25 protein-coding genes, 1 riboswitch and 1 other annotated feature are annotated in these 26973 nt (G+C 44.4%); of the genes, 8 read left to right on the forward strand and 17 right to left on the reverse strand.

Annotated elements, in window-relative coordinates; all coding sequences use genetic code 11:
- Nucleotides 1-2 precede the first annotated feature (2 nt).
- From ACSBOP_RS19470 to speE, 3 genes are all read right to left on the reverse strand, one after another.
- Nucleotides 3-428 (reverse strand): DUF1934 domain-containing protein, encoded by a 426-nt coding sequence (locus ACSBOP_RS19470; RefSeq protein ID WP_442602136.1) that lies wholly within the window; start codon nucleotides 426-428, stop codon nucleotides 3-5.
- Nucleotides 429-624: 196 nt separating this feature from the next.
- On the reverse strand, nucleotides 625-1500 hold the full coding sequence (gene speB, locus ACSBOP_RS19475) for an agmatinase (protein WP_442602137.1): 876 nt from the start codon (nucleotides 1498-1500) through the stop codon (nucleotides 625-627).
- A 45-nt stretch (nucleotides 1501-1545) separates the two neighbouring features.
- Nucleotides 1546-2373, reverse strand: coding sequence for a polyamine aminopropyltransferase (speE, locus tag ACSBOP_RS19480; RefSeq protein WP_442602138.1), 828 nt, complete (start codon nucleotides 2371-2373; stop codon nucleotides 1546-1548).
- Nucleotides 2374-2819: 446 nt separating this feature from the next.
- Here speE and ACSBOP_RS19485 point away from each other — a divergent pair, with 446 nt between their 5' ends.
- Nucleotides 2820-4907, forward strand: a complete 2088-nt coding sequence (locus ACSBOP_RS19485) for a transglycosylase domain-containing protein (protein WP_442604535.1) — start codon at nucleotides 2820-2822, stop codon at nucleotides 4905-4907.
- 188 nt (nucleotides 4908-5095) lie between these two features.
- On the opposite strand, the gene ACSBOP_RS19490 is transcribed toward ACSBOP_RS19485, so the two are convergent.
- The 5 genes from ACSBOP_RS19490 to argS all read right to left on the reverse strand — a co-directional run bounded on the left by ACSBOP_RS19490 (nucleotide 5096) and on the right by argS (nucleotide 9646).
- Nucleotides 5096-5593: a YwhD family protein gene (locus tag ACSBOP_RS19490; protein WP_442602139.1), complete on the reverse strand. Its 498-nt coding sequence runs from the start codon at nucleotides 5591-5593 to the stop codon at nucleotides 5096-5098.
- Between the two features lie 113 nt (nucleotides 5594-5706).
- Nucleotides 5707-6333 carry a class D sortase gene (locus tag ACSBOP_RS19495; protein WP_442602140.1) on the reverse strand — a complete coding sequence of 209 codons (627 nt, stop codon included), beginning with the start codon at nucleotides 6331-6333 and terminating at the stop codon, nucleotides 5707-5709.
- 25 nt (nucleotides 6334-6358) lie between these two features.
- The gene (locus ACSBOP_RS19500; protein ID WP_442602141.1) at nucleotides 6359-7513 is read right to left on the reverse strand and encodes a response regulator; all 1155 of its coding nucleotides are present in this window, start codon (nucleotides 7511-7513) and stop codon (nucleotides 6359-6361) included.
- A gap of 85 nt (nucleotides 7514-7598) precedes the next feature.
- On the reverse strand, nucleotides 7599-7871 hold the full coding sequence (locus tag ACSBOP_RS19505) for a hypothetical protein (protein ID WP_442602142.1): 273 nt from the start codon (nucleotides 7869-7871) through the stop codon (nucleotides 7599-7601).
- Nucleotides 7872-7948: 77 nt separating this feature from the next.
- Nucleotides 7949-9646 (reverse strand): arginine--tRNA ligase, encoded by a 1698-nt coding sequence (argS, locus tag ACSBOP_RS19510; protein ID WP_442602143.1) that lies wholly within the window; start codon nucleotides 9644-9646, stop codon nucleotides 7949-7951.
- A 50-nt stretch (nucleotides 9647-9696) separates the two neighbouring features.
- Nucleotides 9697-9924: a binding site (T-box leader), on the reverse strand.
- Between the two features lie 122 nt (nucleotides 9925-10046).
- Here argS and ACSBOP_RS19515 point away from each other — a divergent pair.
- From ACSBOP_RS19515 to ACSBOP_RS19525, 3 genes are all read left to right on the forward strand, one after another.
- A complete protein-coding gene (locus ACSBOP_RS19515) occupies nucleotides 10047-12035 on the forward strand; it encodes a M1 family metallopeptidase (RefSeq protein WP_442602144.1) in 1989 nt (662 codons plus the stop codon).
- 62 nt (nucleotides 12036-12097) lie between these two features.
- Complete coding sequence (locus tag ACSBOP_RS19520) at nucleotides 12098-12919, forward strand: hypothetical protein (RefSeq protein WP_442602145.1); 822 nt, start codon at nucleotides 12098-12100, stop codon at nucleotides 12917-12919.
- A gap of 375 nt (nucleotides 12920-13294) precedes the next feature.
- Nucleotides 13295-13431: riboswitch (cyclic di-AMP (ydaO/yuaA leader) on the forward strand.
- Between the two features lie 5 nt (nucleotides 13432-13436).
- Nucleotides 13437-13907 carry a C40 family peptidase gene (locus ACSBOP_RS19525; protein ID WP_442602146.1) on the forward strand — a complete coding sequence of 157 codons (471 nt, stop codon included), beginning with the start codon at nucleotides 13437-13439 and terminating at the stop codon, nucleotides 13905-13907.
- 320 nt (nucleotides 13908-14227) lie between these two features.
- On the opposite strand, the gene ACSBOP_RS19530 is transcribed toward ACSBOP_RS19525, so the two are convergent.
- From ACSBOP_RS19530 to ACSBOP_RS19570, 9 genes are all read right to left on the reverse strand, one after another.
- A complete protein-coding gene (locus ACSBOP_RS19530) occupies nucleotides 14228-15175 on the reverse strand; it encodes an MBL fold metallo-hydrolase (protein WP_442602147.1) in 948 nt (315 codons plus the stop codon).
- 72 nt (nucleotides 15176-15247) lie between these two features.
- Entirely contained in the window at nucleotides 15248-15778 is a 531-nt protein-coding gene (locus ACSBOP_RS19535) for a nucleotidyltransferase domain-containing protein (protein WP_442602148.1), read from the reverse strand.
- Nucleotides 15779-15802: 24 nt separating this feature from the next.
- Nucleotides 15803-16390: a TetR/AcrR family transcriptional regulator gene (locus ACSBOP_RS19540; RefSeq protein ID WP_442602149.1), complete on the reverse strand. Its 588-nt coding sequence runs from the start codon at nucleotides 16388-16390 to the stop codon at nucleotides 15803-15805.
- 6 nt (nucleotides 16391-16396) lie between these two features.
- Nucleotides 16397-17272, reverse strand: coding sequence for an alpha/beta fold hydrolase (locus ACSBOP_RS19545; protein ID WP_442602150.1), 876 nt, complete (start codon nucleotides 17270-17272; stop codon nucleotides 16397-16399).
- Between the two features lie 605 nt (nucleotides 17273-17877).
- A complete protein-coding gene (locus ACSBOP_RS19550; RefSeq protein ID WP_442602151.1) occupies nucleotides 17878-18858 on the reverse strand; it encodes a BtrH N-terminal domain-containing protein in 981 nt (326 codons plus the stop codon).
- Between the two features lies 1 nt (nucleotide 18859).
- Entirely contained in the window at nucleotides 18860-19414 is a 555-nt protein-coding gene (locus tag ACSBOP_RS19555; protein WP_442602152.1) for a PadR family transcriptional regulator, read from the reverse strand.
- 203 nt (nucleotides 19415-19617) lie between these two features.
- Complete coding sequence (locus tag ACSBOP_RS19560; protein ID WP_442602153.1) at nucleotides 19618-20304, reverse strand: sulfurtransferase; 687 nt, start codon at nucleotides 20302-20304, stop codon at nucleotides 19618-19620.
- A 75-nt stretch (nucleotides 20305-20379) separates the two neighbouring features.
- On the reverse strand, nucleotides 20380-21267 hold the full coding sequence (locus ACSBOP_RS19565; protein ID WP_442602154.1) for an alpha/beta fold hydrolase: 888 nt from the start codon (nucleotides 21265-21267) through the stop codon (nucleotides 20380-20382).
- A gap of 546 nt (nucleotides 21268-21813) precedes the next feature.
- On the reverse strand, nucleotides 21814-22653 hold the full coding sequence (locus tag ACSBOP_RS19570) for a sulfurtransferase (protein WP_442602155.1): 840 nt from the start codon (nucleotides 22651-22653) through the stop codon (nucleotides 21814-21816).
- 335 nt (nucleotides 22654-22988) lie between these two features.
- Between ACSBOP_RS19570 and ACSBOP_RS19575 the strand changes: the two genes are divergently transcribed.
- The 4 genes from ACSBOP_RS19575 to ACSBOP_RS19590 all read left to right on the forward strand — a co-directional run bounded on the left by ACSBOP_RS19575 (nucleotide 22989) and on the right by ACSBOP_RS19590 (nucleotide 26972).
- Nucleotides 22989-23918, forward strand: a complete 930-nt coding sequence (locus tag ACSBOP_RS19575; protein ID WP_442602156.1) for an ABC transporter ATP-binding protein — start codon at nucleotides 22989-22991, stop codon at nucleotides 23916-23918.
- Entirely contained in the window at nucleotides 23911-24867 is a 957-nt protein-coding gene (locus tag ACSBOP_RS19580; protein ID WP_442602157.1) for an ABC transporter permease, read from the forward strand. Before ACSBOP_RS19575 ends, ACSBOP_RS19580 begins: the two co-directional genes overlap by 8 nt.
- Nucleotides 24868-25096: 229 nt before the next feature.
- A complete protein-coding gene (locus ACSBOP_RS19585) occupies nucleotides 25097-26029 on the forward strand; it encodes an ABC transporter ATP-binding protein (RefSeq protein WP_442602158.1) in 933 nt (310 codons plus the stop codon).
- A complete protein-coding gene (locus ACSBOP_RS19590; RefSeq protein WP_442602159.1) occupies nucleotides 26013-26972 on the forward strand; it encodes an ABC transporter permease in 960 nt (319 codons plus the stop codon). Before ACSBOP_RS19585 ends, ACSBOP_RS19590 begins: the two co-directional genes overlap by 17 nt.
- The last annotated feature ends 1 nt before the right edge of the window (nucleotide 26973 follow it).

The following is a 26973-nucleotide window of genomic DNA, read 5'->3' on the forward strand; positions in this document are numbered from 1 at the left end:
AGTTAACCCTCCTGATTGTCGTTCATTTTCTTAATGGATAGTTTTATTTTGAATCGCCCGGCGTGGTCGCCTGCGACATACAAATCATAGTTCCATTTGGCATCGCCAAGTCCATTCTCATCTAATCGCATTTGTAACGAATGCGTTCGAATTCGCATATCAAGCCGGCCTTGTGCGGTGTGGTACCAGCCTTCTGTCCACTCACCCGGAAGGAATGTTTGCTCTGATCCGGTCTCACCTTGTCTAATAATGCGAAATTGATTATCACTAAACTTAAGTAGTGTCGTCGTGCGACCTAACTCTTCCTGTATTTCCTCATACCTGATGTAAATATGTCCATTCTTTAAGTACAAATCACCCTCCGCATGCTGCAAGAGCTGCTGATCGCCATTTGTACTATCAATGGTAATACGAACCTGTTGTTTCATTGGACATGTAACTCCCTCATGTCAAGTTTAGCTTCTAGTGTATAGTATCGTGAAAATAAATTCAATTGCTGAAGGATACAGATCACATCGCTCAGGTACGACATAGACCCTGTCTCAATCGATCAAGGTCCCTGCATTTGAACACACTTGCATAAAAAAAACACCGCCAAGTGGATTGACGGTGTCAGGAAACGATTTATTTTGTCGGTACAAGACCAAGCAAAATTTCACGAATGATTTTGGATGCAACAATTTGTGTCTGCTCAGTCGGATCATATGCAGGAGCTACTTCTACGACATCAGCACCGATTACGTCCAGGCCTGCACCCGCAATCGCATGAATAGAAGCTAGCAATTCCTTAGATGTGATGCCGCCTGCTTCAGCTGTTCCCGTACCAGGAGCTGCTGAAGGATCAAGAACATCGATATCGATCGTCAAGTATACCGGGCGTCCTGCAAGCTCTGGCAATACTTTGCGAAGCGGTTCAAGTACTTCAAATGGATGGAAGTTAATGTTCTCACGCGCATATTGGAATTCTTCACGTGAACCAGAGCGGATACCGAATTGATAAATATTTTTGCCACCAATTAAGTTAGCAGCTTTACGAAGTGGTGTAGAGTGAGAAAGCGGTTCGCCTTCATAGTTCTCACGCAAATCCGCATGCGCATCAAAGTGAATGATCGCAAGATCTGGATATTTTTCATAAAGTGCTTGGAAGATTGGCCAAGAACACAAGTGCTCACCGCCAAGACCAAGTGGGAACTTATCGTCTTTCAGTAAACCTGTTACGTAGTCCTTGATGATATCAAGGGAACGTGCCGGGTTTCCGAAAGGAAGCAACAAATCGCCTGCATCGAAATATTGGATATCCACGAGGGATTTATCTAAATACGGACTATATTCCTCAAGTCCGATGGACACTTCACGAATACGTGGAGGACCGAATCGGGAGCCTGGACGGAATGACACCGTGAAATCCATAGGCATGCCGTAAATAACAGCTTTGGAAGCTGCGTAATCATCAGAAGAACAAATAAATACATTACCCGAATAAGCTTGATCTAAACGCATAATCAAACGCACATCCTTTCGTTCATCGCTAGCTGCAAAATGAAATTACTTCACCAAATCTTCTACGAACTTCGGTAGAACGAACGCTGCTTTGTGCAAGCGTGATGTGTAATATTTCGTATCTAGCTCTGGAATTGCTGTTTCGTCCACTTGAAGTGGATCATACGTTTTGGAACCCATTGTGAATGTCCATAGACCACTTGGGTAAGTTGGGATATTCGCACCATATACACGAACGATTGGGAAAATTTCTTTCACATCACGGTTAACGGTTTGGATCAGGTCTGCTTTGAACCAAGGGTTATCTGTCTGTGCCACGAAAATTCCATCTTCTTTAAGCGCATCAAAAATGCCTTGGTAGAAACCTTTGGAGAACAATTCAACCGCTGGGCCTACTGGCTCCGTGGAATCAACCATGATTACGTCATACTCATTCTTGTGCTCGTGAATGTGCATGTAACCATCGCCTACGATAACTTCAACGCGTGGGTTATCCAATTCACCTGCAATTGTCGGTAAGTACTTCTTGGAATACTCGATTACCTTACCATCAATGTCAACCAATACAGCCTTTTCTACTTTCGGGTGCTTCATAACTTCACGAATTACACCGCCATCACCACCGCCTACAACAAGCACGTGCTTCGGATTCGGATGCGTAAATAATGCTGGGTGTGCTACCATCTCATGGTATACAAATTCGTCACGAACGGTTGTCATGACCATACCGTCTAGTGTCAGCATCGTACCCCATTCTTCGGTTTCGATCATCGCTAGATCTTGAAAGTCTGTTTGTTCTCTTACATACGATTCTTTAATTTTAGCAGTAATGCCATAACTCTCTGTTTGTTTCTCCGTGTACCACAAATCCATTTGTACAGCCCCTCTTTCCATTTCATATATATAAATGACCAAAATGCCTGATCTCAGTGTTCCACCTTAGCGTCTTTCCATGCGCAAACTGGTGTCCGCGACACTCTCCTTCATGCACAAATTGTATTATAGTAGATTGCTCCCAAAATGAAAACAATTGTGACCCTTTAGCCAAATATTTTAAGTAAATTTCAACTTATTATGTACATATTTGAATAGGTGGGTCCAACATTTTCCATACTGTGAATAAGATGAGACTTCATTTGACATATTCACAAATAAATACGACCAATGTCGAATTCGCCCGTATATAAATAGATGGGAGAACCAATCGGTTCGGGAAAGGAGTAAAACGTATGGCTGATTCAACATCGAATCAAGATTCACAACAAGAATTGAATACCCAGCAGACGGAGCCCGAATTAACAAATAGTGGCGAGCCTTGTATGGATGAATTAAACACAGAGAAATTAAATGAACAAGAAGCGCGCTCCGAAAAGATCAAGCCAGCTGCAGCCATCCGCTGGAAATTGCGCTTAAAAAAGTTTGCTACAATCGCACTCAAATTATCCATTGTGATGGTAATCTTATTAGGTGGACTTCTTACCTATCTCCGGTTCAAGACGCTGCCCGTTATTACGGTGGAACAATCATCTCAAATGTATGACACACAAGGCGTATTAATCGACACACTTTATCAAGAAGAAAACAGACAAGTTGTATCCCTTCATGATATCTCACCGGATCTGATTCACGCGACACTATCGATTGAAGACCAACGATTCTATGAACATTCCGGGTTAGATTTTCGGGGCATTGCCCGTGCTGCAGTCGTTAATATCAAACATATGAGCATGGTGCAAGGGGCAGGAACCATTACACAGCAGCTTGCACGCAATTTATATTTAACTCATGAACGCACATGGACTCGGAAAGTAAAGGAATCTCTTTATGCGCTGCAAATGGAATTGCAGCTAAGCAAAGATGAGATTTTGGAGCAATATTTAAATCAAATTTATTATGGGCATTCCACCTATGGGGCGGAGACGGCGGCTCAATTATTTTTCGGGAAACATGCGAAGGATTTATCACTTGCAGAAAGTGCGCTCCTAGCTGGCGTTCCAAAAGGTCCGCGCTATTATTCTCCTTATTATGATGCAACAAAGGCGAAGGAGCGCCAAGTGACGGTGCTTAGCACAATGGTGAACACAGGGTACATTACGCAAGCCCAAGCCGATGCTGCTGCTAAAGAGCCACTTAACTATAAAACACTCGAAGGTCGTAAACCCGCCCGTGCGCCATACTTCCGTGATTATGTCAGGATTCAAGCTATCGAGAAGCTTGGGATTACGGAGGATGTGTTTGAGCAGGGTGGTATACGGATTTATACGACACTCGATTTAAAAGCGCAAACTGTCGCAGAGGAAACCATCAGCCATACATTGAAGTCATCTGGGGAACTGCAAGGCGCGCTCGTGGCGATTGATCCGCGTACAGGGCAGATCAAAGCGATGGTCGGTGGGAAGGAATATAAGGATAACCAGTTCAATCGCGCGGTGTCGGGGCTCCGACAGCCAGGGTCTTCTTTTAAACCGATTCTATACTTAACTGCGCTGCAAAATGGGTTTACTCCTCTTACGAAGTTTAAAAGTGAACCGACGGTGTTTACGTATGATGATGGCAGACAGACGTACATGCCAAGCAATTACAATAACTTGTATGAAAATGACATGATCGACATGCGTAAAGCCATTGCGAAATCAGATAACATTTATGCCGTACATACCATTATGGGGGTAGGTCCGCAAAAGGTGATCGATACTGCACACAAGCTCGGACTCAGCTCCGCAATGAAGCCGCTGCCTTCACTGGCATTAGGGACGTTTCCCGTGTCACCAATGGAGATGGCGTCAGCATTCGCAGCGATAGCTAATGGTGGCATGCGTGAGGAGCCAACCGCGATTATTCGAATTGAGGATGCCGCAGGGAATGTATTGTACCAAGCACAGAAGAAGACGGAAAAGGTTGCAGATCCACCAGCAACTTATATACTCACCCACCTCATGGAAAGTGTGTTCGAGGACGGTGGGACAGGCTCACGCGTTTCGGCTACGATTAAGCGACCAATTTCAGGTAAAACCGGAACAACGGATGCGGATTCATGGATGGTTGGATTTACGCCGGAGCTAGCAACGGCGGTGTGGGTCGGGTATGACAAAGGCCGCAACATCACTCCGGCCGAAGCGCATTTGTCGGCGCCGATCTTCGCCGACTTTACCGAGGGCGCGCTGGCAGCCGTGCCGCCTAAGCTCTTCCCCGCACCAGACGGTGTCGTGACGGTGCGGATCGATTCCGCCAGCGGTAAGCTGGCGAATGATGACTGCCGCGCAACATCGCGGCTGGAGTCTTTCGTCGTCGGAACGGAACCGAAGACTTATTGCTCAGAACGTGGTGCTACTGGCTCCGATAAAGATAAAGACAAGAGCAAGCCAAACGGCTCTTGGTGGGAGAAATTCAAGAACTGGATGAAGTAATAGCCGGTGCATTCCTGAAGTCTCACTACTAGTTAGACAACACAAAAAGGCAGGACCGGGCGTCCCCGGTTCTGCCTTTTTGTTGTCCTAGTATATGAGGTAACACATACTAGACATTAGTATACTCAGTTCCTGCATCACCGACAATGGGTGACACATAAAAGACATAAAATTTAGGGTATTGACAATTATGCCAAAGCTTCCTTCAAAGCGTCATCGGAATGCTCCCACCATTGCTCATTATGTGCGATCAACTGCTCACGAAGCATCGACTTTTCCTTGTCGCTTAGTTGATCTACAACTACTTTGCGTTTCATCGCTGCGTCCATCAAATTCACATGCTCCGCAAGAATTTTCCATCCACGACGTGCTTCGGTATCGACCAACATCGGACAAGCCGTGATGCCTCCGTAGAATGCACCTTCTGCATTACGATCAACCGCAACCCAGATCAGCCAGCATGAACGACCATTGGGTACATCCTCTTTATTCATGGAAAATTTAATGCCCTTCTCAACCTTACTTTTGGCATGTAATGCACCCATATCCAAGTAGCACTCATCACCATCTATAATAATAGAAGAAACATTATTCAAATCGATTGATCCTGCACCGAAACCTTTATGATTCACCTTCGAGCTGACAATGTTCAGCGCGATCTTCTTCTTACCTTTATCTTCTTCCACAAGGTCACCTTCTTTCGGAAAATCAGCATTCTGCTATCGATTATACAACGATTCCTCACTAACTTCCATTCGCCTGCCATATCAAGTGAATAACCACTCACAATATGCGTGGTTTACTCCGTGACAATCTTACCTTTAATAATAAGCCGATGTGTCGGGTTCACGATTGGGTAACAGGTCACCAGCGTAATTTCCTTTGATTTTCCATCACTTTCTAGCACCCATACATCTTCGGGCTTGACGAGCAGCTTCTCGGATACGATATATTCGAACTCATTGGTTCCCGTATTCACGTCAATCTGATCTCCGATCGCCAGCTCATCCACCCGATTAAAATTTCTTCCATACGTCGTGTTCCGATGACCCGCAATGGCGTAGTTGCCAAGCTCACCAGCTTTACCCGTATTCTCAATACTGGCTAGCGTGGTTTTCATGTTATCCTTAGTCGCCCCATGAAGGATCGGGAGATACAGGTTGATTTTATCAATCTTAAGCATCCCCTCCACTTTCCCATCGATTGATCGCTCTACCTCTGTATTTGGCGGGGCGGAGTTCTGCGCCGAGGGCTGCTGAGTAGAATCCTCCGAACGATCCGAGCTGTCGATATTTGCAAAGCTGCTCTGCCATTCCCGAGCTAACTGCTGCTGCTCCGCATTTTCCAGCATTTCCTCAAACTTCGGATAGCCAAGTAGAATAAGGCCAACGACGATTAGGATCACGGACAATATTCTAACTTTCACCGGTTGGTTCACCCTCCTTCAACCCTTAACCTATGTACGAATTCGCTTTTTCCCAATTGCCGAACCAGTCTGTTAGCTCTCTGCTCGGCAGCACACCATATTCCATCTGAAGTTGTTCGGACAGCTGATGAAACAACCTTCTCACCTCACCGGGATGATGAAGTAAGGCATGAACTTGCATTAAGCCCGTATAACCATCTTCCCTATAAGGCAGTTTGTCTACCATACGCTGATACAAGGTAATCGCTTCCGTATGCTGTCTAAGCAGCATTCGGCACTGAGCGATTTGCTTGGCATGCTCGATCCAGAGCAGACGAGTGCGTTCCTTCTCATGCTCGGCCCAAGCATACCCATGCTCCTCTAAAAAATCCCCCGAATATTGATTCATGATCGACAAATGCTGATCAAGCGTCTCGGGTGTAACGGGAGGAGCTTGTCTTAGACTGTTCTCCCATTGTTCCGTATCCAGCTTTACATTTCCCCATACGAGGCGATAGCCCTCATCTTGATATTTAATTGTAATATCTAAGTTATAGGTCTTCATCATTTTTCGAATTTGATAAATAGCCGTATGCAATTGGGCAGTTGCTTTATGTAAATCATATTCTGGCCAAAGAAGATCCATTAGGCTTTGCTTGCTCACTGTCTTGTTGCGGTAATGAATCAGATACGCGAATAACTCTGGCGCTTTTAATGTTTTCCAAGGGAAAGACTGCATTTCTTGATGTTGATTCATAAGATGCAGGCTGCGTAGACAGCAAATCGATAATTGGGATTGCGTTGATTGACTTTTTTCCGCAGTGTTTACCTGTTTCGACTGAGCGATCCTATTCATAGTCATAGCAAGTCTCGTAGGATGCACAGGTTTAAGGAGATAGTCAAGTGCATTGACCTCGAAGGCCTTCACGGCAAAATCTTGATGAGCAGTGACAAATACGACCTGCAACTGTGGATGTAATTCCAGCAGTTGGTCAGCTAACTCAAAGCCGCTCATCTCCGGCATCTCAATATCCAGAAAAGCAATATCCGGCGCATCGTTACGGGTCGCGGATACTGCTTCGTATGGATATAGATATGCCCCGATCAGCTCCACATTTACGTTGAAACCATCTTGGGTTTGCAAGAGCTTTGTCATTTTCTGCAAAGCCAAATTCTCATCATCGACGATTATTGCTTTCAAGATTAACTCTCCCCTTATGTTACACTGCTTCTTTCCTATTCTAGCAGTAATGTATCCACAGCGGTACCTTTCGAAGCTACTTGTTCTATATCGCATCTAGGTTTGTCTTGTCATTTATTAAGGTACAGCTCTCCCAATTATCCATCTTCATATACCCTCGCCGAACTAAAGCGAATATGGTAGTCGTCCTACAATACCACTCTGGTAGAGATGATTTCTGATCAGAATCTATTTCCTCTTCCATTGCGTTCTCATACGTCCAATACCCCTGCTTTTTCCAACGTAACAGCTTTCCCCCATGCTCCTGCGCATGTTCCAATGCATCTAGCTGATTATGCGATAAATCCATGTTCTTCATAACGCAACCCTCCTACTTTACTTCATTAAATCATAGGATTCTAAACATAATCTGAACCAAGCATTGGAACGTGCTCCTTATATCTGCTTAGGCGTTTGCAATCCTAGCAACTGAAGGCCTTTTGCGATTATGCGGCTCGCCGCTTCGACTAAAGCAAGCTTGGCATGCTTTTCATCGATGTTATCTACGAGCATTCTTTCCTGATGATAGAACCGATTGAACAGCTGCCCAACAACAAGAATATATTTTGCTAAAATCGACGGTTCTTGCTGCTTAGCGCTCATTTCAAGAATGCCTGGGAACTGCGTTAAAGCTTTGAGAAGCTGCCAAGCCGAGTCTGAGGTTATAAACTCCCCTTTTACATGATCCTGAACGAGTGGCTCGCTTTGCGCATATCCTTTGTTCAAAACGCTTTGCGTTCTTGCATAGGTGTACTGCATATAAGGACCTGTCTCTCCGTCAAAACTTAGCGCATCTTCCATCGAAAAATTAATTTCGTTCATCCGATGATTCTTCAGGTCGTTAAATATAATGGCGCCAACTCCGATTGCCTCTGCTACTTTCGCCTTTCCTTCATCTGTCAGTGATGCGCTTTTCGCTTCGATAATTGACCGAGCTTGACCTACCGCTTCATCCAACACTTCCTCCAGCATCACGATTCGTCCTCTGCGAGTGGACATCTTCTTCCCTTCAAATTTCATGAGACCAAACGGAACATGCACACATTCATCCGCCCACTCGTAGCCCATTTTCTTAAGCACATGAAAGACTTGACGAAAATGAAGCGACTGCTCTCCCCCTACCACATACAGCATCTTCTCACCTTGCATCTGTTCATGCCGATAAATCGCTGTCGCTAGATCCCTTGTTGCATAAATGGAGGCCCCGTCTGATTTCACAATCATACAAGGTGGCAGCCCCTCTTCATCCAGCCGCACAACAAGCGCCCCATCACTTTCTTCAAGCAATTTCTTTTCTTTGAGTTCATCCACCACAGCTTGCATTTTATCGTTATAAAAACTTTCGCCAAGTACGTAATCAAACTGCACATTTAGACGCTCATACATCCGATTAAACTCCGTTAAGCTTTCCTTCACAAAACCCTGCCACAGGGCCGTCGCTTCCTCGTCCTTCGACTCCAGCTTATGAAACCAAGCCCGTGCTTCATCTTCCAGCTCTGGATGTGCCTCTACCTCTTCATGAAATTGTACGTATAACCGCAAGTACTCCTGAATCGGATTTTCCTTCACAGCATCAAGATTAACCCACTTGAAATAGGCAACAAGCAGCTTACCGAACTGGGTCCCCCAATCTCCGATATGATTCACATTCATAACCTTATAGCCTACTGCCTTATATATTTGATACAGTGCATTGCCGATCATCGTCGACCGTAAATGTCCGATTCCAATTGGTTTTGCAATGTTAGGCGCTGACATATCAATAATTACGTGCTTACCTTGCCCTATATTAGACCGACCGAACGTCGGCTCTAGAATGGTGGATAACCACTGTCCAGCTGCAACCTGCCGATCAAACACTACATTTAAATAAGGACCTGCTGCAAAGCATGACATTCCTTCAATCTGAATCGTCTGCGCTAGTTCCCCCGCGATCATGGCAGGACTTTTCTTCCATTGTTTAGCCAATTGAAAACACGGCAGTGCCACATCCCCAAGCTCGGGGTTTGGCGGTACTTCCAAGAGTCTCCGGATCTCCTCCTCAGGTAGCGAAATATATGCCGCAAGTGCCTTTGCTGTCTGTGTAAGTATCATTTTGATTGCCTCCTTTTTCTTTATCAAAAAATACAAAAAACCCCGCCTCGTAAAGAGACGGGGATTGATCCCGTGGTGCCACTCTTATGACTTGATGATGCCAGAACATGCGCGTCAAGCCACTCGGAACAGATAACGGCGTAAACCGGACAAACCTTACACGAAGTTCGGCCTGTCATCTCACGGGTCCTCTTCACAACATGCTTCCGTACCGGCTCTCACTTTCCCGGCTCGCTGATCCTTCTACAATGTGCTACTTTCCCGATCTCAGATGATTGAACAATGATTTCTAAGCATTATATCGAATCCTACATCAATTATCAAACCTAAATTTTTGTAGAAATATTATGGGACTTGCCAACATATACATGCTGTAGATGCTTGTAAGGCGGGTGAAGAAATGAAAAATCGTATGTATAATCGTTGGTTGCAATGGTTTCTGCTTATTGTTGTCGCAGGTTCAACTGTATATGTGGCTTCGAAGCTGTTCCTGCCCCAAAATGAGCCTGCTTTATCCCGAATAGAGGCTCGTGTTGAGCCTTTACCTATCAATCCCATTCCCAATCCCACACCCAAGACCGAACAAGCCCTCAGCAATCGGGTCGTGGAGTACCACATGAATGTGGAACTGCTTCCCGATACAAAAGAGCTTCGTGGACAGCAAGCCATTACGTGGATAAATCCAGGGATGAAGCCTGTCGATCATTTGTACATGCACTTGTATCCAAATGCTTTTGCATCCAAAAAGACGACCTTCATGCGCGAATCAGGTGGTCAACTCCGTGGTGATAAAGCGCTGGAAGATAGTGTTGGCTCCATGAAATTGAATAAGCTGCAAACACAAAATGGACAGGACTTAACAGGCCGTATGTGGTTCGTGCAGCCCGATGACGGCAATACAGACGATCATACTCTACTCAAAATTTCTTTGCCACAAGCGGTTAATCCAGGTGAGAGTATTACGCTTAAAACCGACTTTACGGTCAAAATGCCATTTGCCTTTGCCCGCATGGGCTATGTCGATGATTTCTACATGGCTGGTCAATGGTTTCCGAAACTTGCCGTATATGAAACAGAAGGCACCCGCGACCGTGCTGAAGAAGGTTGGAACTTGCACCAGTATCATGGCAATTCCGAGTTCTATGCAGATTTTGGTATTTATAATGTTAAAATCAAAGTTCCCGCAAGCTATGTTGTAGCCGCAACAGGTTTTCCTATTAAATCTTCACAGGAAGATCCGGCATCCAAGACCAGATCTTATGATTTTTATTCCGATGATGTGCATGATTTCGCTTGGGCAGCTTCGCCCCGATTTCGTTATTATGAGGAGACTTTGGCAACTAAGAATATTCCCGGATTAAAAATAAAACTGTACCTCGATCCCGCACATGAGGCGCTGAAAAGCCGCTATTTTGCCGCTGCCAAAAAAGCACTCACTCGTTATAGTGAATGGTACGGTACCTATCCATACGATACACTTTCAATCGTCATTCCACCTCCTGGCGGAAATGGCGCAGGTGGGATGGAATATCCGACGCTTGTGACTGGATGGGGAGCCGCCGATAAGTCGCCAGGCTTCGAACTTGAACGCGTCATCGTACATGAGATTGGACACCAATTCTTCTATGGAATGGTTGCATCCAATGAGTTCGAAGAAGCTTGGCTCGATGAAGGCTTTACTTCCTATGCTGAAGATGCGCTTATGCAAAGCGAATACGGCGTATCGACTAATCTTCCTGTAGAAGCCAGTTACGTCACCTCCCCAGCAGCTCTTAAGAAAAATGCATGGGAATACCATGGGCATAGCCAATATGCAGATAATGTCTATACACGTGCGAAGTTAGTACTCAAAGAAATTGAAAGTCGTGTTGGCTCTGATACGATGAGTACCATCATGCGCACATACTTTGAACGTTGGCGGTTCAAGCACCCAACCACACATGATTTTCAAAATGTCGTAGAAGAAGTAACCAAACAATCTTGGGAATCTTTCTTCAATCAGTTTATTTATGGGGCCCTGATGGTGGATTACTCTGTCGATGATATTCAGACAAAACGAGTAACCCAGAATGGTAAATTATTATATGACAATTCTGTCCTTATACGTAAACGTGGCGGAACTGCTGCCAACGTGCCGATACGCTTCCATTTTGCAGATGGAAGAACCGTGGATCGCGTATGGGATGGTGCTGAATCACAAGCTCAGTTTAAATTACAACACACTTCACCGCTAGATTGGGTCACGGTCGATCCGAGATTTACGATCGTGCTGGAGAATAAACATATTAACAATTACTTAAAGACAAGCGTAGACTCCAAATGGCAAACACGTTGGAATCTTGGCATCACGCAATTCCTTGATACACTCTTCTCTTGGATCGCTTGGTAACCAGGGCAGATACGTTTCTTAAGGTGATACGACTCTATCAACGAAAAACTTGGAGGGAATTTATGCTAAGGTATATGAAGGATGGTCTCATTTCAACGTGGAAGCAGCCGTTTGTCGTCATCACCTTGTTCTTGTATCAGCTTGTATGGGGAATTATTCTGTATAAACTAGTATATTCCATCATCGTTCCGATTCTGCACCGATATCCCGATGCAGAACAGGGCATCTTCGCACGAAATTTATTTTATGCGGAAGGTCAATTTCAAATATTCAAAACTGACCTGCCACAATCTTATTTATGGACCATTGGCACACTCCTCATCGCCCGTATGGTACTCCATCCCATCATAAACGCAGGCGTGTATTATTCCCTTGTAAATAAGCAGCTTAATTCCGGTTACCGATTCGTCGCTGGAATTAAGCAGCTCACTGCTCCTTTCCTACTCTACTACATGATTCAGGTCGTCTTAACGTTATCACCACTCCTATGGTTGTTTCCCAAAGTCACATTTGTGTATCAGCATGCGACGAGCTATGACGGACTCGTCCAAGGCATACTCCCCTGGATCGCGGGGTATCTCCTGTATGGCTATCTCATCAATTTATGTTTCATGTATATTCAATTCGGGTGCGTACACCGTGTAAAAGCATTCTCTTCGATCCTCACTTGGTTGCGTCTTAGTCCTAAGATCATCGGATTATCATTCATACTCTTACTCATCACTTGCCTATTCGCAGCTGCCGCTATGACGACTTCCTACATCTGGGCAGGACTTCTTGCACTCTTGCTTTATCAGGCTTACCCCTTCATTGAGATGTTCCTTAAAGTGTGGTCCATCGCAACACAATATGAGCTTTGGTCATCGAAAAATGTAACGCTATAAACTAAAATAACAATCGAGGAAGAGCTTATGCTCTACTATCGATTGTTTTTTGTTTGTCATCTGCAACTTTCATTTCGTAGTAAGTTCACTATTTTTACCTTCGATAGACTATTTCCACTTCCTGTCTAGCCCCTCGCGGATTCTAGCAAAATGCTCTCAATCACACCTTCTGTCCGATTTCAAGAATAATAAGAAGTGTTAGAATGATAGAAAACGTACCACAAAGATTTAGCCAATGGAATAAGAAGATGTGGAATAAGTAAACTGTACAACCTATTATCTTTAGACTGATCTTTAAAATAAACAATTATTTTAAATAATTTGTTTTTTCGGCAGGATAATCACAAATGATGGCGAATTTAATAAAGTCGAAAAAAATCAGAACAGCCGAATTCTCTTTTTAGAGAAACGGGGGAACCATTCTTTGGGTGAATTGATCTCGCATTTGAGTGATCATAGGGAACCTTCAACCGAACCCTTAGCTAACCTCGTAGGCAGAGGAAGGGGCAATACGTAAGTGAAGAAGTATGTAGCTCTAGTATTAAGCCTAGTTTTTGTTTTAAGCTTCTCAACTGGTAACGCTTTCGCAGCGACATCACTTGAGAAGTCCGTCGAATCATTGGTAGGTACGCCTTACAAATGGGCTGGAACGACAACAAAAGGTTTCGATTGTTCCGGGTTCACAAGTTATGTATTTAACCAATTCGACATCGATTTGCCGCACAGCTCTGGAGGGCAAAGCGGTGAGGGTGAGAAAGTGAGTAAAGGTGATCTCCGTCCTGGCGACCTTGTGTTCTTCGCAACAGGTGGTGGCCGTACGATCTCTCACGTCGGTATTTATCTAGGAGACGGTGAATTTATTCATTCGGCAACGAATGCAGGCGTCGTCAAGAACAAGCTAAGCGAGTCTTATTATGCGACCCGTTATGTCACAGCACGTCGCGTGCTTGATGATAGTGCATATAAGACGCTAGCTGCTGTTGAGTAAATCAACATAAGTTCAAGCATTTCATAGCGAAACCCCGCAATCCACTTGTATAGGAGGATGCGGGGTTTTGTTTATGTCACGCATAACATGATTTTGATGTACAAACAATAACACTTGGTTCATAAACAGATAGCGAAGGAGGAATTTACTATGTCTAAACAACAGGGACATGCGAATAAAAACACAACAACTCGATCCTCAGATAAAAAAGACAAGTCCAGAAGCAAGTAAATCCATTCCCATCCGATCACATTCGCTGCATGACAATACCCCACCATCCACCTAGGAAGGGGATGATGGGGTTTGTATACTTCGGTATATTAAACGTTACTAAGTAAGTGCTTCATATTGTTTGTATAAACCATAGCCGCTGACCAGTTCTTGTAAGGTGCAGGAACTTCGACATTTCCAAGCTGGTCCGGCGTTACGCCCTGCGCTTTAAGCCCTTCCGATGCTTCAAGCAAATCACGTAAGTAATCGGCTGCTTTCGTAATCCATTCCTTCCCACCAATCGGTCCATGACCAGATACAATATACGCAATGTCCCAAGTCTTAAGCTGTTCTAGAATCGAAATCCACTCGGTAATGTTTCCATCCATAATGGACATATGGTTATCTACTGCGACCAAATCACCAATAAAAATAACTTTTGCATCCGGTATGTATAAGAAGGAATCACAAGCGGTATGGCCGCCACCAAGGGTATAGCACTCCACACTATGGCTTGTTCCTTGTAGTTTCCATGTCGATTCAAAAGTTTCAGTAGGTAAAGTTAATTCTAAAGTCGGGAGTGAAACTTCCAACTCTCTCAAAGCGGATATCTGATCGGATAATTGCTGTACCTGCTGTTCATCCGTCGTTTGTTCACGTTTCACTTCTAAAGATAGAATGTAGCCCCGTAATCCTTCTAGGTCTGATCGCTGTTTCTCGATTCTGGCTGGGTGAATCTCTTGCATCAGTTTTGCTGTTTTTGCTGAAGAAACAATCGTCACATCATGAAAAACTTGATTGCCTCGCACATGATCACCATGCCAGTGGCTGTTAAACAAATGCGTGATCGGCTTACTTGTTAACTTCTGAATCTCATCTCGTAGTTCTTGTGCCGCTTGCTGTGTGTTAAAAGAATCAAATACGAGAATAGACTCACCAAGGTCAATGAATCCAGCATTGCCTACAGCGCCTGAACTTGCTTTTACAATGGCAGCATAAATGCCTTCTGAAACTTGTTGCAGGTCGAAATGTTTAAGGTCCGTCATTACATTTTGCATCGATAATCCCCTTTTCGCTGCTAGTAGCAATAATTTTCTGAAAGTTACATTTTTTACTACGTTATGCGCGATTTAGGGTTTCATACTTTGTTCAATTAAGTTCTGCAGTAATTTTTTGCTCTCCATATCCTTAGCACGTGGCGTGCGACCAATCTGCTCGTAAACCACTTTTTCTTCGAGTAGCTGATGAGGGCTTAGCGCACATATCGAAATTCCATATAGGCTAAAATGCTTTAAGGGCAAAGAATCCGGTCTCCATACCCATTCGGGTAAACCATCCGGAATCAGACTTCCATTATGATCTCTCGTCAAATAACAAAATTGGATATCCACGTCACCCTTGCGAAAGTCAGTTTGCCGCTTACTCACGGGGATGCGCTCATATCCTGCTTCCATAAGTGCCTTTTCAAGTTTCTCCCGATGCCTTGCCCATGTGACGAGATCAAGATCCTCATGCGGCCTAGTAATCCGACCAAGCATAAAATCGATCGCCCACCCTCCTCTTAGCCAGCAGCGTGCATGTAGTCTTTTGCATATTTCATTGATCTCATGCAGGACCTGCAACTGGGATTCAGATTTAACGTCTATCATTTGTTGAGACATGCGCACAACCTCCTCCTTTCTTCATTAGCAGGGCTTAGTAATTGTACGCAATACAAAATCAACCTCAGGAATTCGGTAGCCTTCACCCAATACCATAATACCCGAGAGAATTGTAAAATAATTACCTACCAGCTCCTCCAAATTTCCTTCCACAATTTCACCTACTTGCTGTCCATCCCTGAATATAGGTAGCAACCGATCGATATAAGCTTGTAACGGATATTGCTCGATAAGTTGCTGTACCTTCTCAGGTACGCCATCCGAATGATTAGCCTGATAGATCAGCATGAAAAAAGGTGTATTATCTTTTTCCAGAATATGTTTCGTGAGCAGTCTTATCTTTTCTATGGGCGAACCTGGGATGTGATACAGACCTTCAATTGAAGAAATTGATGTTTGTATAGCCCCTTCAATAAGCATGGTGAACAGTTCGTCTTTCGTTTTAAAATAATGGTAAATAAGACCGTGACTGATTCCCGCTTCGGCTGCAATCATGCTCATCTTGGTTCCAATGATACCCCGTCTCGCAAAGACTTTAATCGCTGCTTGAATAATTTGTTCTCTACGCTCATCGCGAATTTTGTGCAATTGTTCTCCATTTAATGGGGACAAAATGGTTCACTCCCCTTTTTTATTTTTGCCAAGGAAAAATGACTTAACAGGCTGCGCCACTTGAATAGGTGAATACCCATTTTCAGGAGATAAGTGATGTAATTTCGGAATCGATAACATTTGTGATTGCTTTATCGTCTGATTCAATTCATGAATCATTTGATGCGTAGGTTCTGGGCTTTTATTTCCCGATATTAAGAGTACATCCGCTTGAATCACCTCGTACTTACGATACGTGGTCGCCAGACGCTGCACTTCTTTATGTTCATTCAAGTTTTCGGGTAGTAGCTGCTCAATCCGATTCCAGTGCTCGCCACGTATGCCGATACGCAAGTTGAAATCTGCAAACCATTTAGGCACGCGAGATAAAAAGGTTTGGCTCGCTCCCTGTACAAATGTAGTAAATGCCCCTCGAAAGTTTTTCTTGCTCATGTCTTCCTCATATTCGGATATCCACTTCCAATGGGCTGGTTCCGAATGAATCACAACTCCAGGCTCGTAAAGTGCTATTTTGGCAAAATTCTGGTTCGCCCAAGCAGTCTCCAAAACTGCAAGACCACCATAACTATGGCCAAATATAAAGTAAGCTCCAGTAGCTACTTGTACCGCCATGATATCTTCACATTCCTTGGTAATGGAGTATTCTGGACCCTGCGGTCCACTACCACCGCGACCACGACGGTCTAGGATATGGACAGTGAATGAATCGGATAGCTCATAAGCCAATTGTGTGAATTGTTCCGAAGTTGTCAGCGCACCCGGTACGACGATAAGACTGGGACCCTTCCCTACGCTTCGATAGCTGATTGTGGTTCCATCCTTGGAAGTAACGGTTGAACGGGTAAAAAAATCAATATAGTCCTCTTTCATCGCTTGTGCCATATCCCTAATCTCCTTTTGATTGATTTAATCAGTCAATTAACGTTAGGATAGGATACATTTCTATATTTTGTCAATAACAAAATTTTCGAACACTATACTGCAAGTTGTTAAATAGATAAGGACCGCAGCAGGTCACTTACTCCAACCTGTCACAGCCCCTCAACACAGCTTATCGCCTCTTACTCTTGCCCCGTCGCAATCGGATTGTCCTCGTAACTGATCCAATCGCTCCAACTCTTATCCCCCCAAGAACCTCGATGTTCGGAGGGTTCCGAAACAAAAAAGTAGGGGTTCCGATCAGCGCGGTGGGAATGCTTCGGAGAATAGCCAGCGCCCATGTGCAACGATCCCCCTTGGCTACGCTTGGGAGCCCATAGCATGCCAGAAGCCCGTGGACGACGGGGCTGACGAAACAATGCGGTTTGAGCCAAGGCGAAGTATACCCCTGTGGCTGGGTCAAGCCGAACGAACCGCCAACAAATGGCCAAGCGAAGCAAGGTTGCACCCAGAGGGTGGATGGGTCTGGGTTGTGGACGGGCTACAACATTCTTGTTTGCAGCCTGTTGGCGGTTGTTTGCAAACCGGTTAATTACTACGCTAAGAAATTACAACAATAATTCCATAGCTGCTCGTTCTTTATCAGCAATCTCGAGCAAAAGCTTGGAAACCTGGTTTAGCTCCTGGTAGCTTCCCGTTCTTCCTGCATGGTCGATCAAAGAAGAAACGCTTATCCACATTGGAGCTATTTTCGTAAACAACCAATATGCTTGTTCTACTTTTGGATCTCCAAACAGATCCACGCATTCTTTTAGAAAATCCCGATATAGATTTCGAAACAAAGCACCACCGGTTCCCGCTCTTTCCATTAACAACGCAGTTAAACATAGATCATGCTCAAAATTTTTGCTGCGCTCAGGCCACTTCAGAATTTCGCTGCTCATTTTCATAATCCCTTTATTCCCGATATTTCGAATGGGCGGATTCAAATAGTCATGCGCATTCTGGGTTAAGGACGCTCGAATAGCAGGTACAAGCGGCGGAAGGGCGTCAACCGACTCTATCGAGAAGGAACGATTTCGGGAGCTCATCGGCCCCTTTGCATTGCGGGCCATGGCCAAATGATCCACACGCGTCTTAACCAGTCCGCCCTGCTGTTTCGTATCCGCCATGTAGGCGAATTCGTCATCTATCCCATAGATCACCGCATAATGGGCGGCAAAGTGCACTTTGTTTGTGAAATAATCCAAATAATAAGAGTCCAGTTTAAGTCCCACTGGAATGCCGTGTTCGATGTAGCTCTTTACGTTCTGCCATGCTTTTGTGACAGACGAGGTTTCTTGCACCCTGATATTCAAATTGAGCCGGGATGCTATGCAAGCAGACAGTTCATCAGGCTTCACCCTCCCCCCAATAAAAGGAAAGTCCATCCCCTTCGAATCCCAATAAATGAATCCCAAGCCTTGCCCGAGTCCGAATAACATGGGTTCCGAAAGCTGGACACCCGCAAATTGAAGCAAATTGCCCATCGTCGTCGTCTCGCAATGTTCGCCCTGATAAGGAACGAAACCTTCAATGATTGCAGCCATGTTATTTCATCTCCTCCAACAATTCGTTGATTAGATTGGCGACAAACGCTTGCTCACTCTCAATAAGACTCATCGGATGAAGGAAAAGTGCCCTTACGTACAGCGGCAATCGAACGCCGCCTTGCGATTCGTACTTCTGCCTTATATTTATTAAAGCGTCCCCAAGAAAATCTAGCCGTTTGCGCAAAGCTTCTATGGCTTCGCCCTTCTCGACAAAAGGTAAAGCTGCAAGCCCGAGATCGAATCGATTATCGCGTTCTCGCGAAGAGGACAGGCCGGCGATAATTTCATTTCTCAGTGTTGTGATACCGTCTTCCGTCATGGCAAATCGGATCGGCATAGGTCCCTTGCCGGATTTCTCGCCGGAACCCTCGGACTCGATCAATCCTTTATCGTTCAATTTCTTCAGTCCTGCGTAAATCGAAGTCGTGCCGATATTCGCCCATTCCCGATAGCCGCGCTGATCGATTAACTTATTGATATCGTAACCCGACGCTTGATTGCATTCGGCGATAACTTGCAACAGCATAAATTCAACATTGGAAAGTTGATTCATGGAGAGACCCCCCACAATTAATATTTCACATGTGTAATATAACAGTAATGAAATATAATGTCAATATCTTCATGTTTATTGAGATTTTCAGCGAGTTCGTGTTGGCAAGCCGTTTGCGCTGAAGACGCAAAAGGACTGTGACAGGAACCATCCAGTAACCTGTCACAGCCCCCAAACCCGCGTCCGACGCGGCCTCTCGGCTCTTATTCTTCTCCTGTTGCAATCGGATTCTCGCTATACGAAATCCAATCACTCCAAGAACCCGCATACAACTTCACTTGTTCATAACCCGCTTCATATAGAGAAAGCACATTTGGACAAGCCGTTACACCTGATCCGCAGTACACAATAATCTCTTTATCCATAGGAAGAGAAGCAAAACGCTCACGCTGCTGCCCTGGACTTAGCCATTTGCCGTCTTGATTCAGTGCATCTTTCCAGAACAAGTTCTTAGCTCCTGGAATGTGACCAGCGCGGGAATCAATTGGCTCTTGCTCACCCGCATACCGCACCGCTTCACGGGAGTCGATAAGCACTTTGCTGCTGCTTCCTAGCTGATCGCGTACTTCTTCCATCGAAGCCAGCATTTGACGCTGCACTCTTGGTGAGAAAATACGCTTCTCCGCAGCAGGAATTTCACTTGTCACTGGATATTCAGCCGCTTTCCATGCCGAGTACCCGCCATCTAATACGTAAACTTCTTGATGATTCAAGAATCGTAACATCCACCACAAGCGAGATGCCATCGCCCCACCTTGATCATCATAAGCAATAACGGTACGTGTCGAATCTACACCTAGATCGCCTACGCAAAGCGAGAATCCACCCAAATCAGGTAATGGATGTCTGCCTCCATGTTCTCTCACCGCTCCAGATAAATCTTTTTCCAAACGGATCGCCAACAAAAGGCCAAGTGAAGCAAGGTAGCACCCGGAAGGGTGGTTGGGTTGTGGTTCGATCAAGACTCAGCTGTTTGCGGACTGTTGATGATCGTTTGCAGCCTCAAGGAACGAAAACAACTGTCGATTCATTTCATCGGCACCTGTTCCAAGCCAAATCAGGTGTCCCCATAAGTCAAGCTCGCAAAGTCGGGAGTTCGGTATTAGTCGACCAGCATGCCGAGCATGATCCACACTTACGGATGCATCATGAATACTATGCATAATTAGAGTAGGGCACTTGATGGCAGCAAGCGCTGAAGTCGCATCTTTACCGGTATGAACCAAATCTATCAAAAAGCCGTGTCCTGACCGCTGTTGAGCTATAATGCTTTTAAATTTCCTACGATCGGCATCATTGATTTGCGGTAATACCTTCTCCTTCGGCAGTTTGCTAAAAGAGGGAATCATATTTCTAAACAGAAAGGACGGAAATAGCTTATTCAAAAGTCGAATCATGGCCCAAACGTATTTTTCTAAAGGAGGCCGAAACAAGAATTGAGCAAATTTATACAGCTTGTCATCTGGACTTAACCAGCATTGGGTTACGGCGGATTGCAAGACAAGGCTTCTTACTCGATGTGGAAATCTGTATGCCAAATGAATTCCGCTCGGGCCTCCGGCGGACATCGCAATAACATTGACCTGGGGAATTTGCAACTCATCAAGCAGCTCGATATATGAATCACATGCGACAATAAGCGATTCTCCAAGTTCCTTGGATGTTCTGCCGTAACCTGGCCTTGAAGGAGTAATGACAGAGAAGTGACGAGCCGCGAGTTCGTTGCTGCCTAATTCTCCATAGCAACTCGAATGGCCCCCGTGCAGAACCAAAACCGGTTCTCCTTGGCCGACAATGCTGTACTCTAAGATAAATCCGTCTTTTGTCTGGTGTTGACGAATAGACTTATTCATTTACACCCTCCATAAATAAACTTAAATTCATTATTGAAGCAAAAAAATCGTAATCCTTTTTAAAAAATAGCTTGCAGACCTTGAAACCAAACTATCACATATTGGCGAACCATTCTTTTGCAATCTTCGGTTCCTTCATGGAGCCTAATAATCTCAAAATATCCTTGTAGAAATAAACAGGCCACGCGACTTGCGGCTTCAAACCCTCCCCGCCCTTATTGCTGTAATCCGCTAAATGCATAGATTCTATTCATAGATGCCCCCGCATATCCGAATTGAGAAAACTCAACTTGAGCACTCTTGATAACCGCTTGCCTCAATTCCTTTTTCAAAACCTGAGCCATAAGTAAACACTTGTTCATTATATATTATAAAAAATTTTCCATAAACGCAAGATGTTTGTTTAAAGCATACCCGCAACTGCCTTTTTCGACTTTATGTTTGCAAGCTGTTGACAGAAAAGCCAAAAGAGGGCCGCAACAGGTTACTTTCTCACCACCTGTCACAGCCCCCAAACCCGCGTCCGACGAGGCTTCTCGCCTCTTACTATTCCCCCGTCGCAATCGGATTGTCCTCATAACTAATCCAATCGCTCCAAGAACCCGCATATAACTTCACTTGTTCATAACCCGCTTCATATAGAGAAAGCACATTGGGACAAGCCGTTACACCTGATCCGCAGTACACAATAATCTCTTTATCCATAGGAAGAGAAGCAAAGCGCTCCCGCTGCTGCCCTGGACTTAGCCATTTGCCATCTTGGTCAAGTGCATCTTTCCAGAAAAAGTTCTTAGCACCTGGAATGTGACCAGCACGGGGATCAATTGGCTCTTGCTCACCCACATACCGCACCGCTTCACGAGAGTCGATGAGCACTTTGCTGCTGCTTCCTAACTGATCACGCACTTCTTCCATCGAAGCCAGCATTTGACGTTGCACTCTTGGTGAGAAGACACGCTTCTCCGCAGCAGGAATTTCACTTGTCACTGGATATTCAGCCGCTTTCCATGCGGAGTATCCGCCATCTAATACGTAAACTTCTTGATGGTTCAAGAATCGTAACATCCACCACAAGCGAGATGCCATCGCCCCACCTTGATCATCATAAGCAATAACGGTACGTGTCGAATCTACACCTAGATCGCCTACGCAAAGCGAGAATCCACCCAAATCAGGTAATGGATGTCTGCCTCCATGTTCTCTCACCGCTCCAGATAAATCTTTTTCCAAATCTAGATAAAAGGCACCTGGAATATGATCTTGCTCGTAAGCTTTCCGACCTACTTCAGCATTTCCTTGGCCCAATTGAAATCTGCAATCGATAATAATGTACTTATCGTCTCCTAAACGTTCATTTAACCATGCTTGGCTCACAACTGCTGACATGTTATCCTCTCTCCTTCATCGAACAATGCGATTTTCATTCCACGGATCAATCGAAAAGACGAGCCAGTCGTCCTTCTTTCCCCCCATTTTCTCATAAAATCGCTGTACGCGCTTATTATCAATTGTTAGAATCATGAATTAATTTTCATTATAGCACCGTGCCTACCTCCATAAAACCCTATAATTTAACAGATTTAATCGGATATTACATCGCCCTCGACCAAAGTCTAGCCGTCAACCCACCCCAAGTACGTATGAAGCCCTCAAAAGCTTCCTTTATACTAAACCAAGTAAATTACATCAGAACGTGTTCCAATATGATTAGGAGGATAGCTATGAGCGATCAAACCATTCTACAATTACGCAATGTAACGAAAAAAATAGGAAGCCGCACACTTGTCGATCATCTCACACTTGATGTACCCAAAGGAGAAGTATTCGGTTTTCTTGGACCCAACGGTGCCGGTAAAACGACTACAATCCGTATGATCGTTGGTTTAATGGGGATGTCACAAGGTGAAGTGATCATTAACGGATTGTCTATCACGAAAAATTTCGAGCAAGCGATGACGCAGGTCGGAGCGATTGTTGAAAATCCAGAAATGTATAAATTCCTTACTGGTTACCAAAACCTCGTCCACTATGCACGTATGAACAAAGGCGTTACGAAAGAACGTATTGATGAAGTTATACAACTAGTTGGACTGCAAAATCGGATTCATGAAAAGGTAAAACGCTACTCACTCGGCATGAGACAACGTCTGGGTGTCGCTCAAGCCATTCTTCACAAGCCGAAATTACTTATTCTCGATGAACCAACCAATGGTTTAGATCCAGCAGGGATTCGAGAGCTTAGAGATTACCTACGCAGACTGACACAAGAAGAAGGCATATCCGTTGTTGTATCTTCTCACTTGTTATCAGAGATGGAGCTGATGTGTGATCGCGTGGCGATCATTCAAGCGGGTAAACTCATCGACGTTCGTTCTTTACATACTAATGAGGATGCAACCTCTGAACAGCAAGTTCTTTTTGAATTGGATGATCCTGTTGCTGCTATTCAAGCCCTTCTAGGTCAAATAGATGCCAGCAAAATCACAGTCATCGATCAAAAAGGAATCTCACTTCCGCTTGAACGTGAACAGATTCCTCGTGTTCTAGCTACATTCGTGCAAGCTGGAATCAACATCTACGGAACTTCATCCCAAACGAAGTCTCTCGAAGATCAATTCCTTGAAATTACTGGAGGTGAGCAAGTTGTCTAACTTTTTCCCGCTCGTTCAAAATGAAAATATGAAAATATACCGTCGTCCGCGTACTTGGATCATGACCGGCTTTATTGTACTTGCACTCATCTTGGTCACGGTATTAATGAATATAAATACACCAAAAGAAGTCGCCAATATGGACTGGAAGCAACAAGTTAGTCAATCGATTGCAAACTATCAGGCGGACTTGCAAAAACCAGAGGAACTCACGGATTTCATGATCGGGAGATTGAATGACAAAATCAAAATTGGCCAGTATCAATTGGAACATAACATCAAGCCTGAAGGAAAAACGTTATGGGGGACAGTTAAAGGGCTATCACCATTAATTAACCTCGTCATCATTTTTACGATCGTTGTAGCAGCAGATATGCTTGCAGCAGAGTTCACTTGGGGCACGATCAAATTATTACTCATCCGTCCTGCGTCCAGGGTCCGCATTTTGGCAAGTAAATTCACAGCATCCTTACTGTTCGCCTTATTCTTAACGGTAGTAGCCTTTATTGTTTCCTTTATCATCGGCGGTGTGATGAATGGCTTTAGTGATTTCAACACACCAGAAGTTTATATAGGCGCGGATGGAATTGTTCATGAAGGCTCAAGCATGCTTAGTGTGCTTAAAACATACGGATTCTTACTTGTTTCTCTCATAATGTACGTTACTTTCGCTTTCATGATCTCCTCTGCTTTCCGGAGTTCTTCCATGGCGATTGCCCTATCTCTTATTGGTCTATTGGCAGGCGGGCCGATGGTATCCTTCTTCAGACAGTATACATGGTCCAAATATATCTTGTTCGCAAATTCAGACCTATCCGTATACTTCGGTGGTACACCATTCCGACCAGAGATGACCTTGGCATTCTCACTCTTCGTACTTGCCATCTATTTCGTCGTCTTCCACATCATTTCGTGGTTATTGTTTGCAAAAAGAGACGTTGCGACCTAATCTGATAACAAAATCCACAAAGGTGTCCGATGGTTAAAGAAATAGCCACAAGGACACCTTTTCTTATGGATAATGGGACAAAATAAATAAGATTTTTACCAACCTCGACCAAAGTCTAGTAACCAACCCACCTGAAGTACGTATATAGTGGACAGAAGTGTGCTATATACTAGACCAAGTGAATATACGTACGCATAATTAAAACTTACAAATACATAGGAGGTTAGCTATGAGCGACCAAACCATATTGCAATTACGCAATGTTACGAAAAAAATTGGCAATCGCACAATTGTGGATCATCTCACATTTGATGTGCCGAAAGGAGAAGTATTCGGTTTCCTAGGACCCAATGGTGCCGGTAAAACGACTACGATCCGGATGATTGTCGGCCTAATGGCTATGACAGAAGGCGAAGTTTTCGTAAACGGAATGTCTGTAACGAAAAATTTCGAGCAAGCGATGACCCAAGTCGGAGCGATTGTTGAAAATCCAGAAATGTATAAGTTCCTTACGGGGTACCAGAACCTCATTCACTATGCTCGTATGAACAAAGGCGTTACCAAAGAGCGTATTGACGAAGTGATTAAACTCGTTGGACTTCAAAACCGGATTCACGAAAAAGTAAAACGCTATTCCCTCGGTATGAGACAGCGTCTAGGTGTGGCACAAGCGATTCTTCACAAGCCAAAGTTACTTATTCTCGATGAACCAACCAATGGTCTCGATCCAGCAGGGATTCGTGAACTAAGGGATTACTTACGCAAATTGACGCAAGAAGAAGGTATCTCTGTTGTCGTATCTTCTCACTTACTATCTGAAATGGAGCTCATGTGTGACCGTGTCGCAATCATTCAGACAGGTAAGCTGATTGATATTCGTCCCTTGCATACAAATGGTTCCGATGCTGCAGCGACGCAGCAAGTCGTATTCGAGCTGGATAACCCGTCAGCTGCGATTCAGGCTTTATCAGGTCAAATCGATACCGGCGAAATTTCAGTTCTTGATGGAAAAGGGATCTCTCTTCCACTTGAACGTGAAAATATCCCTAACATCCTAAAGGTGCTCGTTCAAGCCGGAGTCAACATTTATAGCATTTCGTCCAAAACGAAGTCCCTAGAAGATCAGTTCCTCGAAATTACAGGAGGTGAGCAAATTGTCTAACTTTTTCCCACTCGTTCAGAATGAAAATATGAAAATATACCGCCGTCCACGTAACTGGATTATGACAGCCTTTATTGTGTTAGCCCTAGTCCTTTTTACTGTGTTAGCGCATTTAACCGGACCAAAGGAAGTAACCAATACCGATTGGAAGCCACAATTAACGAAGCAAATTGAAGAAATGAAATCCGCTAATTTTTCCGGTTTACCTGAACCGGCTGTAAAGCATGTGCAAAATGAGATTAAGATCGGAGAATACCAGCTCCAAAATAACATCAACCCCTACGAAAGTACGCTTTGGTCATCAATGAAGGAATTATCGATGATTATTGAACTGGTTTCGATCTTCACCATCGTTGTTGCGGCTGATATGATTGCCGCAGAATTCACGTGGGGAACAATTAAATTACTACTTATTCGCCCTGCATCTCGGGTCCGTGTCTTAGCCAGTAAATATACGGCAACGCTGTTGTTTGCATTATTCTTGACCGTCGTTACGTTCGTCGTATCCTTTATTATCGGTGCGGTGCTTCACGGATTTACCGGCTTTAGTAATCCCGAAATTTATGTAGGGTCTGATGGGCAAATTCATGAGCGTTTAATGGTTCTAAGTGTATTGAAAACATATGGATTCTCTCTTGTAAAAACCCTCATGTATGTAACTTTCGCTTTCATGATCTCTTCTGCTTTCCGAAGTGCATCCATGGCGATTGCTCTTTCACTCGTCGGCATGTTCGTAGGGAATACGATTGTGGCCGTGTTCAGTAAATATGCTTGGTCCAAATATTTATTGTTCGCCAATACTGATTTGACAGTCTACTTCGGTGGTGTACCAATTCGATCAGAGATGACGTTGTCATTCTCACTCATCATGCTTGCCATCTATTTTGTCGTATTCCACATCATTGCATGGTTGATGTTTACAAAACGAGATGTTGCAGCATAAT

The organism is Paenibacillus sp. KN14-4R, assembly GCF_052180255.1.
GTDB lineage: Bacteria > Bacillota > Bacilli > Paenibacillales > NBRC-103111 > Paenibacillus_AM.